14 protein-coding genes are annotated in these 17,611 nt (G+C 53.5%); 13 read left to right on the top strand and 1 reads right to left on the bottom strand.

Annotation, left to right across the window (positions count from 1 at the left end; translation table 11 throughout):
* Positions 1–93: 93 nt before the first annotated feature.
* Positions 94–1,176: a DUF4349 domain-containing protein gene (locus tag A8990_RS02580; protein ID WP_116187458.1), complete on the top strand. Its 1,083-nt coding sequence runs from the start codon at positions 94–96 to the stop codon at positions 1,174–1,176.
* Positions 1,177–1,247: 71 nt separating this feature from the next.
* Here A8990_RS02580 and A8990_RS02575 read toward each other — a convergent pair whose 3' ends face one another.
* The gene (locus A8990_RS02575; RefSeq protein ID WP_116187457.1) at positions 1,248–1,499 is read right to left on the bottom strand and encodes a hypothetical protein; all 252 of its coding nucleotides are present in this window, start codon (positions 1,497–1,499) and stop codon (positions 1,248–1,250) included.
* A 224-nt stretch (positions 1,500–1,723) separates the two neighbouring features.
* Here A8990_RS02575 and mraZ point away from each other — a divergent pair, with 224 nt between their 5' ends.
* The 12 genes from mraZ (at position 1,724) to murB (ending at position 17,611) form a co-directional block, all read left to right on the top strand.
* Positions 1,724–2,161 carry a division/cell wall cluster transcriptional repressor MraZ gene (gene mraZ / locus A8990_RS02570; protein WP_116187456.1) on the top strand — a complete coding sequence of 146 codons (438 nt, stop codon included), beginning with the start codon at positions 1,724–1,726 and terminating at the stop codon, positions 2,159–2,161.
* 57 nt (positions 2,162–2,218) lie between these two features.
* The gene (rsmH, locus tag A8990_RS02565; protein WP_116187455.1) at positions 2,219–3,151 is read left to right on the top strand and encodes a 16S rRNA (cytosine(1402)-N(4))-methyltransferase RsmH; all 933 of its coding nucleotides are present in this window, start codon (positions 2,219–2,221) and stop codon (positions 3,149–3,151) included.
* A 33-nt stretch (positions 3,152–3,184) separates the two neighbouring features.
* Positions 3,185–3,592, top strand: a complete 408-nt coding sequence (locus A8990_RS02560; RefSeq protein WP_116187454.1) for an FtsL-like putative cell division protein — start codon at positions 3,185–3,187, stop codon at positions 3,590–3,592.
* A 10-nt stretch (positions 3,593–3,602) separates the two neighbouring features.
* Positions 3,603–5,828 carry a penicillin-binding transpeptidase domain-containing protein gene (locus A8990_RS02555; RefSeq protein ID WP_116187453.1) on the top strand — a complete coding sequence of 742 codons (2,226 nt, stop codon included), beginning with the start codon at positions 3,603–3,605 and terminating at the stop codon, positions 5,826–5,828.
* A 676-nt stretch (positions 5,829–6,504) separates the two neighbouring features.
* Complete coding sequence (locus A8990_RS02550) at positions 6,505–8,445, top strand: stage V sporulation protein D (protein WP_116187452.1); 1,941 nt, start codon at positions 6,505–6,507, stop codon at positions 8,443–8,445.
* A 112-nt stretch (positions 8,446–8,557) separates the two neighbouring features.
* Positions 8,558–10,042, top strand: coding sequence for a UDP-N-acetylmuramoyl-L-alanyl-D-glutamate--2,6-diaminopimelate ligase (locus tag A8990_RS02545; protein WP_116187620.1), 1,485 nt, complete (start codon positions 8,558–8,560; stop codon positions 10,040–10,042).
* Positions 10,042–11,460 carry a UDP-N-acetylmuramoyl-tripeptide--D-alanyl-D-alanine ligase gene (locus tag A8990_RS02540; protein WP_181909368.1) on the top strand — a complete coding sequence of 473 codons (1,419 nt, stop codon included), beginning with the start codon at positions 10,042–10,044 and terminating at the stop codon, positions 11,458–11,460. The genes A8990_RS02545 and A8990_RS02540 overlap by 1 nt, the downstream gene beginning before the upstream one ends.
* Before the next feature lie 10 nt (positions 11,461–11,470).
* A complete protein-coding gene (mraY, locus tag A8990_RS02535; protein WP_116187451.1) occupies positions 11,471–12,427 on the top strand; it encodes a phospho-N-acetylmuramoyl-pentapeptide-transferase in 957 nt (318 codons plus the stop codon).
* Between the two features lie 382 nt (positions 12,428–12,809).
* Positions 12,810–14,246, top strand: coding sequence for a UDP-N-acetylmuramoyl-L-alanine--D-glutamate ligase (gene murD / locus A8990_RS02530; RefSeq protein ID WP_116187450.1), 1,437 nt, complete (start codon positions 12,810–12,812; stop codon positions 14,244–14,246).
* Between the two features lie 45 nt (positions 14,247–14,291).
* Positions 14,292–15,389 carry a stage V sporulation protein E gene (gene spoVE / locus A8990_RS02525; RefSeq protein ID WP_116187449.1) on the top strand — a complete coding sequence of 366 codons (1,098 nt, stop codon included), beginning with the start codon at positions 14,292–14,294 and terminating at the stop codon, positions 15,387–15,389.
* A gap of 8 nt (positions 15,390–15,397) precedes the next feature.
* A complete protein-coding gene (murG, locus tag A8990_RS02520; protein ID WP_116187448.1) occupies positions 15,398–16,504 on the top strand; it encodes an undecaprenyldiphospho-muramoylpentapeptide beta-N-acetylglucosaminyltransferase in 1,107 nt (368 codons plus the stop codon).
* Positions 16,505–16,705: 201 nt separating this feature from the next.
* Positions 16,706–17,611, top strand: a complete 906-nt coding sequence (murB, locus tag A8990_RS31360; RefSeq protein WP_181909367.1) for a UDP-N-acetylmuramate dehydrogenase — start codon at positions 16,706–16,708, stop codon at positions 17,609–17,611.

Here is a 17,611-nt window from a genome sequence, read left to right as displayed (position 1 = left end):
GCGCTCTTTTTTCTTGATAACTGCTGCAACATCTGCAAGTACCTGAACGTTTGGTAGATAGGCAGACAAATACCAAATAACGGGGGTCATGCTATGAACAGACAGAGAATGAAATGGCTGGTGTTAATCGGGCTTGTGGTTATGTTGGTGGGGATGCTCGCCGGATGCTCGGCAAACAGCAACAGCAATGACGCAAGTTCTGCAGCAATGGATGGCGCGGTTGGCACGAATGCGAATATGAAAGCAGACGCGACTATGAACGACACTACGATGGACACCTCTGCAAGTTCACAAGTTGCATCCGAATCTGCAGCCGCGCCAGCCGTGAGCACGGACACCTCTGCAGACAGTGTAGGTGCGGTTGATAGCGGGAGCAGCAGCGAGGAGACAACAGCTCCGGTCGATGCCATCGATCGAAAAATCATTTACAGAGCGAACGTGAACATGGAAGTGGAAGACTTCGATAAGGCGCATACGTCTCTTGAAAATCTCATTCATCTCTCCGGCGGTTATTTGCTCAAGTTCGCCGATAAGAAGACGACATCTGAACTAGGCGGCACGTATACCGTGAAGGTACCTGCTTCCGGCTTCAACGGCTTCATTACGGAGCTTCAGAAAATGAAGCATGTCAGCTTCGAGAGCAGTGCTGAAGGTACGGACGTAACGCAGGAGTATGTAGACTTGGAGGCGCGTCTGAAAGCGCGGAAAGTCGTTGAAGAGCGGTTGCTTTCCTTCATGGAGAAGGCGACGAAGACGACAGATTTATTGGCCATTTCCAAGCAGCTTGGCGATGTACAGACAGAGATTGAGCAAATTAAAGGCCGCATGAAATACCTGGACAATAACGTAGCCTACTCCACGATTGATCTGCGCATGTATCAAGTGCTGGAGCCAGAGCCTCAAGTTCTGAAGGAGGATCCGAAGTTTGTAGAGCGGATTAAAGATGCGATGACCGGAAGTACGAATGTCATTTATGCGTTCTTCCAAGGGCTAGTGATCTTTATTGCCGGTGCACTCCCCGTTCTTGTCATTCTTGTCATCATCGGGATTCCGCTCTATTTGGTGTATCGAAGCAATCGGCGCAAAAGTCAGTTAACTGCTAATGTGCCGAATACACCGGCTCCGGGAGCGGTGTTGTTAGAAGAGCGTAAAGAAGAGTCAGAAGAAAATAAGTAAGTCGATAAGAAGATTGGAGAAGAGCTGCGCTGCTAGCCTTGGATGGCTGGCGGTGCGGCTCTTTTTGCTGTTCACGCCTGTTTGCGTCTGTAAGCGGAGCGGCGGATTGCTGTGGACATCGCCGTCTTTTTGGCAATCGCCGCACGATCTGCATCCTTCGCCGAGCCGAATTTTGGGCAGCTGTACAGAGACAGCAAAGCTTCCTTGGCAGCGGCCTCCGCTTCATGAGAATCGCCTAGCAAATAGAGCGAAACTTGAAACACAAGCGGTTCGACGGAACGCAGCAGTACTATTTTATCGACTAAGGCAGTGTCGCCAGCCATGGGCGTACCCCCTCAATGAATGATTCATCCAGCATTTTCATTTCTAGTGTACACGAACGATAGTACTAAAAAGTTTCAAAATCGTAACAAGGTTAATCCCGTGAAATATTTTATTAATTCGTGCTAAAGAAGCAGGAATATCCAGCCTGGTGGCGAATAGTTCAAGCTAAGTGGTGAAAAGTGGGGCCGAGTGGAGGTTTTGGGGGAAGAGGTGGAGCGGTCACATGTTTATGGGCGAGTATCAGCATAGCATCGACGAAAAAGGCCGCATTATTATCCCCGCCAAATTCCGCGAGCAGCTTGGAGAACGCTTTGTTGTCACGAGAGGACTGGATAACTGTTTGTTCGTCTATCCTGAGAGTGAGTGGAGCTTGCTGGAACAGAAGCTGAAGTCGCTGCCGATGATGAAGTCGGACGCGCGTGCGTTCTCCCGGTTTTTCTTCTCCGGGGCTACAGAATGCGAGCTCGACAAACAGGGAAGGGTAAACTTACCGAATACGCTCTGTGAATATGCGAAGCTCGATAAAGATTGTATCGTGCTTGGCGTTTCGAACCGGGTGGAAATTTGGAGCAAACCGATTTGGGAAGGCTACTTCAAACAGTCGGAAGAGACCTTTAATGAAATTGCAGAGAAGTTGGTTGATTTTGATTTTAATTTTTAGCTCGTTCGTCGTTAGGTGGAAAAGTTACGGCGTCCTTGGAGCCGGGAGGTATACAGCATGTTTCAGCATATAACGGTGCTAAGGGAGGAAGCGGTTGATGGACTCGCCATCAAGCCGGATGGCATTTATGTGGATTGTACGCTTGGAGGAGCCGGGCATAGCGAGCTAATCGCTTCGCGGCTTGGACCGGGCGGTCGGCTAATCGCGCTGGATCAAGATGATTGGGCGCTCGATAACGCACGGGTGAGACTGGCGGCCTACATGGACCGGGTTACGCTTGTGAAGAGCAATTTCCGCTACTTGGCGCATGTACTGCGAGATTTAGGCATTGATGGCGTTGACGGTGTTTTGTTTGATCTAGGCGTCTCCAGCCCGCAGCTAGACGAGGGCGAGCGAGGTTTCAGCTACAATCATGATGCGCCGCTAGACATGCGGATGGATCAAGACGGCATGCTGACAGCTGATGATATTGTAAATACATGGGAAGAACGGGAAATCTCCCGTATCATTACGAATTATGGCGAGGAGCGCTTCGCGCGTTCGATCGCCCGCAAGATCATTGCCGCTAGAGAGTCGAAACCGATCGAATCAACGGGAGAACTGGTCGAAATTATTAAGACGGGTATCCCTGCTGCTGCAAGAAGAACGGGGCCGCATCCTGCCAAGCGTACGTTTCAAGCGCTGCGAATTGCAGTTAATGACGAACTGGGCGCTGAGGAAGAAGGCCTTGCGCAAACGATCGACGTGCTTAATTCCGGAGGAAGAGCGTCCGTAATTACGTTCCATTCCTTGGAAGATCGGATTTGCAAGCAGCTTTTTGCGAAATTTGTTGAAAGATGCACATGTCCACCTGATTTTCCGATGTGCGTATGCGGAGGCGGCGGCAAGCTGAAGCTGGTCAATCGCAAGCCGATTGTACCAAACGAAGCGGAGCTGGAACAGAATCCGAGAGCACGTTCGGCAAAACTTAGAATAGCAGAGAAACTATAAGGTTTAGCAACCGATTCAAGGGAGGATATAGCATTGGCTTATGTAAATGGTAACCTGGCGCTCCAGCCGAAGCGCAAAACGAGTCCGAATCAGCAGCCGCAGTTTCGTGAGACCAAGAAGGTCGTCATGCGGCGCAAGTCGCTGCCTGTTCAAGAGAAACTGCTGTACATGTTCACGATCCTCGTATGTGTTGTCGTCGCCGGTGTCATTATTTTCCGTTATGCCCAAATCTATCAGATGGAGCTGCAAATTAAGCAGCTGTCGAAGCAGCATGATGAACTCGTTGTGCAGATGGCAGATTTGAAGGCCCAGTACGCGAAGATGAACGATCCGCAAAAGCTTCAACAAGAAGCTATCGATATGGGACTTTCAAAGAGCGATACTTTGAAGATCACGTTACCAGATAGCAAAGATACTCCGCTCGCAAGCGCACAGAAATAGGTGAGCGGTTATGACGAAACGAATAAAACTACGAACACTGCTGATCGGAGGGTTTATCACCCTCCTTTTTCTTTCCCTAGTCGGACGAATCTATTGGGTTCAGGTTGTTAAAGCCGACTTCTGGACAGAGAAAGCGCGAGAGATATGGTCGAAGTCGGAGACGCTTGTACCGGTGCGAGGGACGATCTCGGATCGGGATGGCAATGTGCTGGCGATGGATGTATCCGCATATACGGTCGCGCTTAATCCGCAAGTCATTCATACGCTGAAGCTCGAAGATGTCATCGTGAATAAGCTGAATGTCGTGCTTGGCAAATCCCAGAGCTCGCTTCATCAGCTGCTGGACGAGAAACAGAAGAACGGCGAGTATTATAAGCAGCGCGAGGTTCGGAAGGAAGGCTGGAAGATCGACAAGTCGGTCGCCGATCGCATCGTGAAATTCCGCGACGATCTGATGAAGCAGACCGGGCAGAAGGATGTCGGCATCTACTTGATCGATCAGAAGAAACGATTCTATCCGAAAGGTGATCTCGCTTCTCATGTTCTCGGTTACGAGGATAAAGACGGCAAAGCTATCATGGGGTTGGAAGCGTCGCTGGATAAAGAGCTTCGCGGCGAGGAAGGCCATATCAAGTATGAACGTGACGGCAACGGGGTTATTTTGGACAATGGGACAGTGAGCTTCACGCCTTCGGTAGACGGGAAGAATGTGAAGCTGACGATCGATACCGAAATCCAGCATTACATCGAAGAAGCGTTGAAAGAAACCTACGATAAATACAAGCCGAAGAGTATTACAGCGATTGCAGCTGACCCGCAAACGATGGAGATTCTTGGAATGGCGAACATGCCGGATTTCAATCCAAATTCGTACTGGACCGCACCGCAAGAGAACTTTTATGATCATTCGATCAAATCATTGTACGAGCCAGGTTCTACGTTTAAGATTGTTACGCTATCCGGGGCTGTTCAAGAAGGTATGTTCAATCCGAATGAGCTGTACAAATCAGGCGTCATCAAAGTTCCGGGCAAGCCGATTCACGATATCGAGCGCAACGGTTGGGGAACGATTACGTTTCTGGAAGGCTTGAAGCGCTCGAGTAACGTTGCATTCGTTAAGCTCGGCTATGAGCGTCTGAAGGCAGACAAACTGATGGATTATATCTTGAAGTTCGGCTTCAATCAGAAGACGGGCATCGAGCTTCCGGGTGAAGTGAAAGGCGATATCAGCTTCAATCCGAACTACGCGACGGAGGTTGCGACGGCTGCGTTCGGTCAAGGTAGAGTTCAAGTTACGCCGATTCAGCAGGTCGCTGCCGTGGCGGCAGTAGCGAACGGCGGCAAGCTGCTCGTTCCGCATCTGGTGAAAGAGATCGAAGATCCGGTTACGAAGAAAGTGCAAGTCATTAAGCCGCAGGTGGTTCGCCAAGTCATCTCGGAGAAGACGGCGAATCAAGTCGACGAGTATTTGGAACAGGTCGTCTCCGACCAAGAAATCGGTACCGGCCGCAGAGCGTATATCGAGGGCTACCGCGTAGCGGGTAAGACAGGCACAGCGCAGAAGGTTATTAACGGCAAGTATTCCGAAGACAAGTATGTTATCTCTTTCATCGGTTTTGCGCCTGTCGGCAATCCGAAGATCGTGCTCTATCTCGTAATGGACGAGCCGAATGACCGTATGGCTGCCGGCGGTACCGTAATGGCGCCGCTCTTTAAACAAATCGTGTCGCAGAGCCTTCGTCATATGGGCGTTGATCCGGTAACAGCCGTAAAGACGACGACGAATGAGCAGGAGTACAAGGAGCAAACGATTGCGGTTCCGGATGTTCAAAATGTAAGCGTGAAGGAAGCGTCGGATAAACTGAAGGCGAAGAAGCTGGAATACGAGACGGTCGGCAAAGGGCAGACCGTGCTGAAGCAAATTCCGAAGGCAGGCTCGCCAGTAAGTCCGTATCAGCGTATCTATTTGCTGACCGAGGACCGCAGCAAGCTGCCTGTGCCGAATATGACCGGCCTATCGCTCCGCGATGCGCTGGAAATGTGTTCGGTGCTGCAGATCAAGTGCGTCACGCAGGGTGAAGGGTTCGTCACCTCGCAGACGCTAGCCGATCAAAAAGGCACCAAGCTGCTGAAGCTGGTACTGTCTCCTCCGAAGGAGCAAGTGGAACAGCAGTCGGACGATAATGCTTCTGGCGACAACAACGAGGTTGGAGCTGGAGACAAAAAGAGCGAGTAGGTAGGACATGGTGGCTTAGCTCGTTCAAATCCAGGATGTATTCGAAACCGAGAGATCGTAATGATCTCTCGGTTTTCATTTTTGGTCGCTTGTCGTCTGAGAATTCGGCTCTAAGCATACAAAACAAATAAGCTGGCGCACAAGTGGAACCGAAAGAGGCAAAAGCCGCTCTCAGCACGAAAAACCAGCAAAGTTGCAGGCGCAGCGCTGAGAGTGCAAAAATTGCACTCTCAACCGAGAAATAGCGTAATTATTGTACTGAGAGTTCCTTATTGGCTCTCTCAATCCAAGTAACCGGCCAATTCATGAAGTTCACAGCGCTGAGAGTGCCGAAATCGCGCTCTCAGCGGAGAACTGGCGCGATTATTGCACTGAGAGATCGTTATTGGATCTCTCGGCACAGCTTGTTCTAACCCCCTCCCTCTGCGAATAGGCTTGGATTAGGAACGGTCGGACAAGGGCCTGCTTTGTGTTCTGCCGAAGCGAGGTATGGCCTATCTGGATGAGCGCAGCGAAAAGGTACGGAGCGCAGCTCCGGCATTCTCGAATGGGAACGACTTTTGTGCGAAGCACAACGGGAGTGACCATCGAGAATGACGGGCGAAGCGGGCATGTACCTCTCCGAATAGCTCCCCGGTACTGTCCGTGCCGAGCGAGCTATTCGGAGGTGCACGACATGAAAGTATCAAGCGTCACAATCAGGCGCCGGTTGTTTACGGCGCTTCTCATTGGCGTTCTCGCATTCGGTTCGCTGGCTGTGAGACTTGGCTATGTGCAGTTGTACAAGGGTGGCGAGCTGTCGGCGAAGGCGGAGGATTCCTGGCGCAGGGAAATTCCGTTCTCGGCGAAGCGGGGCGAGATTTTGGACCGAAACGGTTCCATGCTTGCGTATAATATAAGCTCACCGACGATCATGGCAATTCCTGCGCAGATTGAAGATGCACAGACAACGGCGCTCAAGCTGTCGGGTGTGCTCGGCATGACGGAAGATTCGATTTTCAAAACGATCAAGAAGAAGCAGCTTATCGTCCGGATTCAGCCGGGCGGCCGCAAAATTACACCGGAGAAGGCGCAGCAAATCCGTGACTTGAATCTCCCTGGCATCGTTGTCGCTGAAGACAACAAGCGCTACTACCCGATGGGCAGCCTCGCTTCCCACGTGCTTGGTTTCACAGGAATCGATAACCAAGGCTTGACCGGCCTTGAGGCGAAGTATAACGATCAGCTCAAAGGCATTAACGGCAATATTTCGTACCTATCAGATAACAAGGGCGACCAGATGCCGGGCTCGGCGGATACGTATTTGAAGCCGAAGGACGGGCTTAATCTGGAGCTCACGATCGACAAGCAAGTTCAAACGATCATGGAACGCGAGCTCGACCAGGCGATGGTCAAGTTCCAAGCTGACGACATTATCGCCATTGCGATGGACCCGAGCAACGGGGAAATTCTCGGCATGGCGAGCAGACCGACGTACGAGCCCGATAAGTACCGCGAGGTTGATCCGCAAATCTATAACCGGAACCTGCCGATCTGGATGACATACGAGCCTGGTTCCACATTCAAAATCATCACGCTCGCAGCGGCACTCGAAGAGAAAAAAGTCAATTTGAAAACAGATACCTTCTTCGATCCAGGAGCAGTTGAGATCGGCGGCGCGCGGCTTCGCTGCTGGAAGAAGGGCGGCCACGGCAGCCAAACCTTCCTCGAAGTGGTGCAGAACTCCTGTAACCCGGGCTTCGTCGCCCTTGGCAACCGACTTGGCAAAGAGAAGCTTTTCGATTACATTAAAAATTTCGGCTTCGGCAAGAAGACGGGCATCGATCTGAACGGCGAAGAGAACGGCATCATGTTCAAGATGAGCCAGGTTGGACCGGTCGAGCTTGCGACAACTGCGTTCGGTCAAGGGGTGTCGGTAACGCCGATTCAACAGATCACCGCTGTTTCAGCCGCGATCAATGGGGGTACTTTGTATAAGCCCCATGTCGCCAAAGCGTTCATTAATCCGGAGACGGGAGAGACGGTCAGCAAAGTCGAGCCGGAAGTCGTCCGCAAGGTCATCTCCGAGGATACGAGCAAGCAGGTGCGGGAAGCGCTGGAGAGCGTCGTAGCCAAGGGTACAGGGCGCAACGCGTTCATCGACGGATACCGTGTAGGCGGCAAGACGGGTACCGCGCAGAAGGTTATTAACGGCCGTTACTCGCCGAACGAACATATCGTATCGTTCATCGGCTTCGCGCCTGCGGATGATCCGAAGATCGTCGTCTACGTCGCTGTCGATAATCCGCAGGGCATCCAATTCGGGGGCGTTGTTGCCGCTCCGATTGTCCATAATATCTTGGCAGATGCGCTCCCTTACATGGGGGTTGAACCTAGAAAGCAGCAAATTAGCAAAGAGTACAAGTACGGCGAGACGCCGATCGTGGAAGTTCCGAACCTCGTAGGCAAGACCGTATCTGATATTTATGAGGATCTCAATATGAACTTCAATCTCTCTTCCGCAGGCAGCGGCGATACCGTTATCCGGCAGTCGCCGGCGCCGGGAACCCGTGTCGACAGAGGGTCAACCATTCGGATTTATTTGGCAAAAGACGATGATGAAAGCAATGTTCCTTGACAATACTGAGTATAGATAGAGAAGTAGGCTGCGTATGAACGCATGAAGCCGCTTCTCTAACGGGCTTAGGCTTCGCAGCTTGAACTGCTCATGGGAGGGGACAGTTGCGATGATGCGAGTGGAACAATTGGCCGCTTTGCTGCTCACTGCCGTGCTTGTCGGAGAGGGTTCAGCGGAAATTAGCAGCGTGGAGATCGATTCCCGCCAAGTGACAGCAGGGGCGCTGTTCATCTGTTTGCGGGGACATAAAGTAGATGGCCATCAATTTGCGGCGCAGGCGCTGGAGCGGGGAGCTTCGGCGCTTGTCGTCGAACGGCTGCTTGATCTGCCGATTCCGCAAATTGTGGTGAAGGACAGTCGCCATGCGATGGCCGCCATTGCCGATTATTATTACGGTCAGCCAAGCAAACGGCTCAAGCTGATCGGGGTTACGGGTACGAATGGCAAAACGACGACGACATACTTAATTGAACGGATTTTACGCGATGCAGGCCACTCGCCAGGGGTAATCGGAACGGTGGAGATGCGTTATGCCGGCAACGTATTTCCGATGTCAGGAACGACGCCGGAAGCGCTGGAGCTGCAGCGCTCGCTTGCTTCTATGGTTGATAGCGGCTGCAATTACTGCGTCATGGAAGTATCTTCGCACGCATTGGAACAAGGGCGCGTGAAGGGGAGCCGATATCGCACCGCGATTTTTACGAATCTTACGCAGGACCATCTCGACTATCATCAGACGATGGAGAAGTATGCCGCTGCCAAGAGTCTGCTGTTCTCTCGGCTTGGCAACGAATTCGGAGCAGCTCCGGAAGATCGATTATATGCCGTTCTCAATGCCGATGATGAAGCTTCGCCTAAGTATGCGAGCGTGACAGCCGCGGAAGTCATCACGTACGGGCTTGACCATGATGCAGACGTACGCGCGAGCGGGGTGCGCATTACGGCGCACGGAACTACTTTCCATGTCGATACGTTTGCCGGCTCTGCCGATATTACGCTGCGCATGGCGGGCAAGTATAACGTCTACAACGCGCTGTGTGCGATTAGCGCTGCTCTCATCGAAGGCATTCCTCTGCAGCAGATCAAGAAGAGCTTGGAGTCGCTGCCTGGCGTACCGGGAAGAGTCGAAGCAGTGCAGGCCGGGCAGCCGTTCGCGGTTATCGTTGATTATGCGCATACGCCGGACGGTTTGGAAAATGTGCTGGCTGCGGTCAAAGAATTCGCTGCGGGACGTATCATCTGCGTGTTTGGCTGCGGTGGCGACCGTGATCGGACGAAGCGTCCGCTGATGGGGCAGATCGCCGCGCGCTATGCGGATTATTGCTTCATTACTTCGGATAATCCGCGCACGGAAGACCCGATTCGCATCCTGCACGATGTGGAAGCTGGACTTATCCAGCATGAAGTTGCGAACGATCGCTATGAGCTGCAGGCAGACCGCCGGATTGCCATACAAAAAGCGGTTGAAATGGCTGGTCCTGACGATGTAGTATTAATTGCGGGGAAAGGCCACGAAACGTATCAGGATATCGGCGGAGTCAAGCATGATTTCGACGATCGCGAAGTGGCTAAAGAAGCGATAAGGAGTCTTTCATAGTGATTAGAAGAACGATTAGCGAGATTGCCGCGATGTGCGGCGGAACGATAGCAAATATTAGCGCCGGAGATCCGGCAGTGGCGGGCGTTACGATTAATTCGCGCAAAGTAACGCCAGGCCAGCTGTTTATTCCGATTAAAGGCGAGAACTTCGACGGGCATGATTTTGCAGCCGCGGGTGTAGAAGGCGGGGCAGTAGGCACGCTGTGGCAGCGGGATAAAGAGCTTCCTGAGGCGCTTGCGAACGTGCCTGTCGTACTCGTTGACGATACGACAGAGGCACTGCAGCAGCTTGCCGCTTCGTACCGGGACGCGCTGAACCTGCGCGTTGTCGGCGTAACCGGCAGCAATGGCAAAACCTCGACGAAGGATATGGTCGCTGCCGTATTGTCGGGCGCTTTTCGCGTGCACAAGACAGACGGCAACTACAACAATCATATCGGCTTGCCGCTCACGCTGCTCGATCTGAGTGAAGATGCCGATGCGGTTGTGCTTGAGATGGGGATGAGCGAGTTCGGCGAGATCGATCTTCTGACTCGTCTCGCGAAGCCGGACGTCGCGATCATTACGAATATCGGCGATGCGCATATGCAGCAGCTCGGCTCGCGTGCGGGCATTGCCAAGGCGAAGCTGGAGATTGTCGCAGGGCTGCGTCCAGGCGGTTTGCTGCTTATTAATGGCGACGAGCCTTTGCTCCATGAGGGAATGAAGCAGACGACGCTTCCAGAAGGCGTAGAGGTGCAAACGTTCGGTCTCGGCAGCGACAATGAGTGGACAGTCGAAGCGGTGACGGGCGATGCGATTTCTTCGAAGTTTGACGTGAAGGGCCAAAATAGGCTCCAGCGTATTGCACTCCCGGTCGCGGGCGCACATAATGTATCTAATGTCTTGGCGGCGATTGCAGCAGCCAAGAAATTTGGCGTGCCAGACGAGGCGATTCGCGAAGGAATTCATGGGCTGAAGCTGACCGGCATGCGCACCCAGCCCGTTCGTGCGTATAATGGAGCAATGATGCTCAACGATGCATACAACTCGAATCCGACGGCTGTCCGTGCGGCGATTGACCTGCTTGCAGGGTTATCCGGCTACAGACGCAAGTGGCTCGTACTCGGCGATATGCTGGAGCTAGGACCGGACGAAGCGGAGATGCACGGTGAAATCGGCGCGTACGCGACGCCGGACAAAGTGGACGCCGTACTTACATACGGCCCGCTCTCGCAGCATACGGCATCAGAAGCTGCGAAGCAATTTGAGGGAAGCTCATCTGCTCAGGGGGAAAAGCAAGTGCGTGCGTTCGAAGATAAAAATGAACTTGCACAATGGCTCCGCGCGCAGCTTGCGCCGGAGGATCTCGTATTGGTGAAAGGATCACGCGGCATGCGCATGGAAGAAATCGTCCATAGTCTGCAAAGCGTGTAGGGGTGAAAATATGGACGTAAAGGTCATTCTTCTGTCTATCGGCGCTTCCTTCATGCTTGCGATTTTGTTCGGACCTTTGTTCATCCCGCTGCTGAGACGGCTTAAGTTCGGTCAGCAGATCCGTACAGACGGCCCGCAAAGTCATTTAAAGAAATCAGGCACGCCGACGATGGGCGGCATTATCATCATGCTTGCCGTGCTGCTGGCGTTTCTGAAGTTTTCGGATAAGACGTCGGAGTTTTGGGTGCTGCTCGTTGCATCGCTGGGCTTCGGACTTGTCGGGTTTTTGGACGATTATATCAAAATCGTATTTAAACGGTCGCTGGGCCTTACTGCGATGCAGAAGCTAATTGGACAGCTGCTATTTTCCGTTATTATATGTATACTGCTTCATCAGATGCACCACAGTACGGTCGTCAGCATCCCGGGCACATCGGCTCATCTTGATTTCGGCTGGTTCTACTACGTGTTCGTCGTCATTATGCTGTTCGGTACGACCAATGCGGTCAACTTTACGGACGGTGTAGATGGCTTGCTGGCAGGGACAGGCGCGGTTGCGTTCGCGGCGTTTGCGATACTTGCACTGCATGCGAGCGAGCATGAATCGGCGATCTTCTCGGCAACGATGATCGGCGCGATGCTGGGCTTCCTTGTATTCAACGCGCATCCTGCGAAAGTGTTCATGGGCGATACGGGCTCGCTGGGAATAGGCGGCGGTATGGCGGCAGTTGCGATTTTGACGAAAACAGAGATTCTGCTTGTGATTATTGGCGGCGTGTTCGTTTTGGAGATGCTCTCGGTTATCCTGCAGGTAGGTTCGTTCAAGCTGAGAGGGAAGCGGATTTTCAAAATGAGTCCGATCCACCATCATTTTGAGCTGTCGGGCTGGTCGGAGTGGAAGGTCGTTACTTCGTTCTGGTTCGTAGGGATTGTGCTTGCGGCTGTTGGTTTGATCTTGGGCCGGTAGTAAGGTGGGCGCGCAGAGCCCATGCTTGTAGTCTTTGTTCTTTGGGTCCCGTAAGGGACGAGGCGGCGCTAGCTGCCGACAAACTAACTTTCACGCGCGAACAGGAAGCGTGTCCTGCAAGGGACGAAAGCGATCTATCCGCCATCCGAAATGTATAACGCGCCTGTGCTGCCCGGACGTTCGTCAGACGTACGTCCAGGTAGCACGGGCGCGCAGTACGTAGAGTCAGTCCCGCAAGGGACTTAGAGCACCTCATCAAACGCCAGTAGGAGCGCCTCTGCATCTTGGACGTTAAACCATCCGGAGTCCAGAGGGCGGGCCCTCGGGGTCCCACTTTCCAAGGGGGATTTAGGGGGATGTTAACTTTTAAGGGAGTGACCACATGAAGCACCCATCCTTATACAAGGATCAAACCGTAGTAGTATTAGGTCTCGCTAGAAGCGGCGTCAGCGTCGCGAAGCTCTTCCACAAGCTCGGCGCGAACGTCACCGTTAACGATATGAAGGAACGCCATTTATCTCCCGAAGCGGACGAGTTGGACGCTTTGGGTGTTTCTGTTATATGCGGCAGTCATCCGGAAGGGCTCATTACGGAACAAACCGCTCTTGTGGTGAAGAACCCGGGCATCCCGTATACGTCACCACCGGTTATGCGAGCACTTGAACTGGGTATTGAAGTTGTAACCGAGGTGGAGGTCGCATACCTGCTCTCGCCAGCGCCTATCATTGGCATCACCGGCTCCAACGGCAAAACAACGACGACGACATGGATCGGCGAGCTGCTTGAAGCAGCAGGGCTGAACCCGATCGTCGCTGGCAATATCGGCACGCCGCTGTGCGAAGCCGCTCAAACCGCGCAGCCGACAGATTGGATCGTCGCGGAGCTGAGCAGCTTCCAGCTGAAAGGCACATGCCAATTCCAGCCGCGTATTGCGATGCTGCTCAACGTCGTTGAGACGCATCTCGACTATCATGGCGGCATGGAAGACTACGTCGCATCCAAGGCGAAACTGTTCGCGAATCAAGAAGCAGCGGATACCGCCATTCTCAACGCAGACGATCCGGTCTGCCAAGAGCTGATGAACTCGGGCGCAATCCGTGGGAAGCTGATGCCATTCTCAACTTCGCAGGAGCTTACATACGGTCTATTCGTCTCGCCGGTATATCCGCCGGACTTGACTGTACCGGCGGACAACCTGCCGCGCGTCATCGTTTACCGTGACGAGCAAGGCGCTGCACACGAAATTTTGCCGGTGGAAGAGCTTGGCCTCCCAGGCCGCCATAACACGGCGAACGCGCTCGCAGCCATCGCAGCCTGCATTGCAGCAGGTGCAAGCACCGAGCAGCTCCTTGAGCCGCTGCGCAGCTTCCATGGCGTAGAGCACCGGCTTGAATATGTATGCGAGCGTAATGGCGTCGCTTATTATAACAATTCCAAATCGACGAACGGGGCATCGACGATTATCGCGCTGCACTCTTTTCCGCGTAATGTTGTGCTCATCGCTGGCGGACTCGATCGCGGCTCCGACTATATGGAGCTTCTGCCGCATTTCCGCGAACAGGTGAGGGCAGTCGTGGCGCTTGGCGAAACAAGGGAGAAAATCGCGAAGGTTGCGGAACTCGCAGGTTTAACGAAGATTAAAGTCGTCGAACCTGTGGAGGACGCCGAGAGTACGCTCGCACTGGCTGTCCGCGAAGCAGCAGCGCTCGCGGAGTCAGGCGATACGGTACTTCTCTCGCCTGCTTGCGCAAGCTGGGATATGTTCAAATCGTATGAGCAGCGGGGGAGCATTTTTAAGCAATCGGCGCATAACTTGTAAGTAGGGGGCTTGTCCCTACTTAAGCTTGCAAGAGGTGTTCGCGCTATGGCAAAAGCCAGGTCCGCCCCGGATATGTGGATGATTATTTCGATCGTGCTAATTCTCGCCATCGGTCTTGTGATGGTGTACAGTGCGAGTGCGGTACTCGCATTCCATGAATTTGGGGACAAGTTCTATTATGTCAAACGGCAAATGTTGTTTGCTGCGCTCGGAATCGGCGCAATGATCGTCACCATGAATGCGGATTATTGGATTTGGCGCAAATGGGCGAAGCTCGGTCTGTTCGTTTGCTTCGGTCTGCTGCTCATCGTTCTTATTCCGGGCATCGGCGTTGTGCGCGGCGGCGCGCGAAGCTGGCTCGGCATCAGCTCGTTCGGCATTCAGCCGTCGGAGTTCATGAAGCTGGCGATGGTTATATTTCTGGCCAAGCTCCTCGGTGAGAAGCAGCAAGCAGTGACGCAATTCACGAAAGGCTTGCTGCCGCCGCTCGGCATTCTCGGCCTTGCCTTTGGCCTTATCATGATGCAGCCGGACCTTGGTACCGGCGCGGTTATGATCGGCGCATCGCTGCTCGTCATCTACACGGCCGGTGCGCGCATGGCACATCTGGGCTCGCTCGCCCTTGTCGGCGTAGCAGGCCTCGTCGGTCTGATTCTCGCCGCACCATACCGGCTGCAGCGGATCACTGCTTTTCTCGATCCGTGGGCCGATCCGCTCGGCGCAGGCTACCAATCGATCCAATCACTCTACGCGATCGGACCAGGCGGTCTTGTCGGTCTCGGGCTGGGCATGAGCCGTCAGAAGTTCAACTACTTGCCGGAGCCGCAAACCGACTTTATTTTCTCCATCCTCTCCGAGGAGCTTGGCTTTATCGGAGGTGCCGCGATCATTACGCTCTTCGCCATCCTGCTATGGAGAGGCATGCGTACTGCTATCGCAGCGCCAGACACGTTCGGCAGTCTGCTGGCCGTCGGCATTATCGGCATCGTTGCCGTGCAAGTGTTTATTAATATCGGCGTTGTTATCGGGATGCTCCCAGTAACCGGCATTACACTTCCGCTCGTCAGCTACGGAGGCTCGTCGCTTACACTGCTCCTGACGGCGCTCGGAATTTTACTTAATATATCCCGTTACTCGAGGTGACTTAACAGATGCGTATCGTATTGACCGGCGGCGGAACAGGCGGCCACATCTATCCTGCACTTGCGATCGGCAAGCAGGTAGAGGAGGAGGAGCCGGGTTCGCAGATCCTGTACATCGGATCGCCGAATGGCCTTGAGAGCCGGATCGTTCCCGCGCAAGGCATTGCATTCGAGCCGGTTGAAATAACAGGCTTCAGACGGAAGCTGAGCTTCGAGAATGTGAAGACCATTATGCGATTTCTGGGAGGCGTACAGCGCTCCAAGCAGCTGCTGCGAAAGTTCAAGCCGGATGTCGTTGTCGGCACCGGAGGCTATGTATGCGGCCCCGTCATCTATGCCGCGGCTAAGCTCGGGATCCCGACACTCATTCATGAACAGAATGCGGTCGCGGGGCTGACGAATCAATTTCTATCCCGCTATGCGGACGCCATAGCGGTTAGCTTCAAAGACGCATTGTCTGCGTTCAGCAAGGCGAAGAACACGCTTTATACCGGAAATCCTTGTGCGACGAATGTCGCCCGCGCAAGCAAAGAGCAAGGCTATTCCCGGCTCGGTATCCCCGAGGGCAGCAAGGTTGTGCTGCTCGTTGGCGGAAGCCGCGGGGCAAAAGCGATAAACGACGTCATGGTGGACTTGGCACCGCAGCTGCTGCGGCTGCCAGATGTCCATTTTGTGTTTGTAACCGGAGAAAGCTACTATGAGGACACCATGCGCCGGCTGAAGGCCGCGATGCCTTCCCTGCCGTCTACATTGCTGGTGTTTCCGTACGTGCATCATATGGCTGAGGTGCTTGCTGCGGCGAGTCTGGTTGTCGGCCGCTCCGGCGCGTCTTCACTGGCAGAGCTGACTGCGCTTGGCGTCCCGTCCATCCTCATTCCTTCGCCTAACGTGACGAATAATCACCAAGAAGCGAATGCGAGAAGCTTGGTCGATGTCGGCGCCGCGGAGATGATCGTAGAACGCGAGCTGAGCGGTTCGCTGCTGTTTGAGCGAATCGCCCAGATCATGAATAGCATGGAAGAGCAGCAGGCGATGAGCGCTGCTGCACGTTCACTTGGCATGCCGGAATCGGCAGCGCTCATCGTGAAAGAACTACAAAAACTAACGGCACGATAAACATGTGCCTGTCAATTGGGCGATTGTCACACTCCTATGCAGGTAGGCATAGTATACAGCATAATCGTGACCGTCACCCGGCGGGCTCAACATCTGAGAGCAGAGCAGCTTCTAGCATGCCGTCAGATACGGGGCGCCAGGTTGAAAGAACGAGTGCCAGAAGAGGACAATCGCGCTATCGCAGAAGGAGGTTTACGAGAGATGGAGCAGTTTTTGGCGGAACTGGGTCTAATAGACGCCGGAAGTGTCTCTTTTAATAAGCCGCTTGCAGAATTTACGACGTGGAAAATCGGCGGACCGGCAGATGTACTTATCATTCCAGAAACGGAAGAGCAACTCGTAGCTGTCGTTCGTTTGCTCCATAAACATGGATTGCAGTGGACGAATCTCGGTCGTGGTTCCAACTTGCTGATCAGCGATAAAGGAATCCGAGGCGTCGTCCTTCAGCTAGGCGAAGGATTCGACTATGCACGATTTGATGGCACGTTCGTTCATGCAGGCGCCGCTTATTCCCTGATTAAGCTGTCCGTATTGACAGCCAGGGAAGGTCTCACCGGACTTGAATTCGCGGGGGGAATTCCAGCCTCGGTAGGCGGAGCGGTGTATATGAATGCCGGCGCTCACGGGTCGGATGTGTCACGTATCTTCAAATCAGCTGACATTGTGCTGGAAACAGGGGAATTGGTTCGTTTCGATGCAGAGCAGATGGAGTTTTCCTATCGTCATTCCTGTCTTCATGAACGTCAGGGGATTGTGGTAAGAGCTGTGTTTGAGCTTGGGCAAGGAGACCGTAAAGAGATTACGGCCACTACGAGTGCTTATAAACAGCGCCGTTTACTCACTCAGCCGCTGACACTTGCCTGTGCTGGCAGTGTGTTCCGCAATCCGCCGAATGATTTTGCCGCAAGGCTCATTGAAGCATCTGGACTGAAAGGACTTCGCCAAGGCGGAGCTGAAATCTCGACATTGCACGCCAATTTCATTGTCAACACCGGGCAAGCGACAGCTGAAGACGTCCTCACCCTCATGGCAACCATTAAAAGCACCGTTCAACAAAACTTTGGCATTGAACTGGTAGCGGAAGTGTATGTGGTGGGTGAGCGGTAA

The organism is Paenibacillus taihuensis (assembly GCF_003386535.1).
Taxonomy (GTDB): domain Bacteria; phylum Bacillota; class Bacilli; order Paenibacillales; family Paenibacillaceae; genus Paenibacillus_Z; species Paenibacillus_Z taihuensis.
This window is presented reverse-complemented; position numbering and strand designations above follow the sequence as displayed.

What these genes read in the sequence shown, in the direction of transcription:
- A8990_RS02580 (WP_116187458.1), top strand. Translation starts at nt 94, where the DNA reads ATGAACAGACAGAGAATGAAATGGCTGGTGTTAATCGGGCTTGTGGTT.
- A8990_RS02575 (WP_116187457.1), bottom strand. Translation starts at nt 1,499, where the DNA reads ATGGCTGGCGACACTGCCTTAGTCGATAAAATAGTACTGCTGCGTTCC.
- mraZ (WP_116187456.1), top strand. Translation starts at nt 1,724, where the DNA reads ATGTTTATGGGCGAGTATCAGCATAGCATCGACGAAAAAGGCCGCATT.
- rsmH (WP_116187455.1), top strand. Translation starts at nt 2,219, where the DNA reads ATGTTTCAGCATATAACGGTGCTAAGGGAGGAAGCGGTTGATGGACTC.
- A8990_RS02555 (WP_116187453.1), top strand. Translation starts at nt 3,603, where the DNA reads ATGACGAAACGAATAAAACTACGAACACTGCTGATCGGAGGGTTTATC.
- A8990_RS02550 (WP_116187452.1), top strand. Translation starts at nt 6,505, where the DNA reads ATGAAAGTATCAAGCGTCACAATCAGGCGCCGGTTGTTTACGGCGCTT.
- A8990_RS02545 (WP_116187620.1), top strand. Translation starts at nt 8,558, where the DNA reads ATGCGAGTGGAACAATTGGCCGCTTTGCTGCTCACTGCCGTGCTTGTC.
- mraY (WP_116187451.1), top strand. Translation starts at nt 11,471, where the DNA reads ATGGACGTAAAGGTCATTCTTCTGTCTATCGGCGCTTCCTTCATGCTT.
- murD (WP_116187450.1), top strand. Translation starts at nt 12,810, where the DNA reads ATGAAGCACCCATCCTTATACAAGGATCAAACCGTAGTAGTATTAGGT.
- spoVE (WP_116187449.1), top strand. Translation starts at nt 14,292, where the DNA reads ATGGCAAAAGCCAGGTCCGCCCCGGATATGTGGATGATTATTTCGATC.
- murG (WP_116187448.1), top strand. Translation starts at nt 15,398, where the DNA reads ATGCGTATCGTATTGACCGGCGGCGGAACAGGCGGCCACATCTATCCT.
- murB (WP_181909367.1), top strand. Translation starts at nt 16,706, where the DNA reads ATGGAGCAGTTTTTGGCGGAACTGGGTCTAATAGACGCCGGAAGTGTC.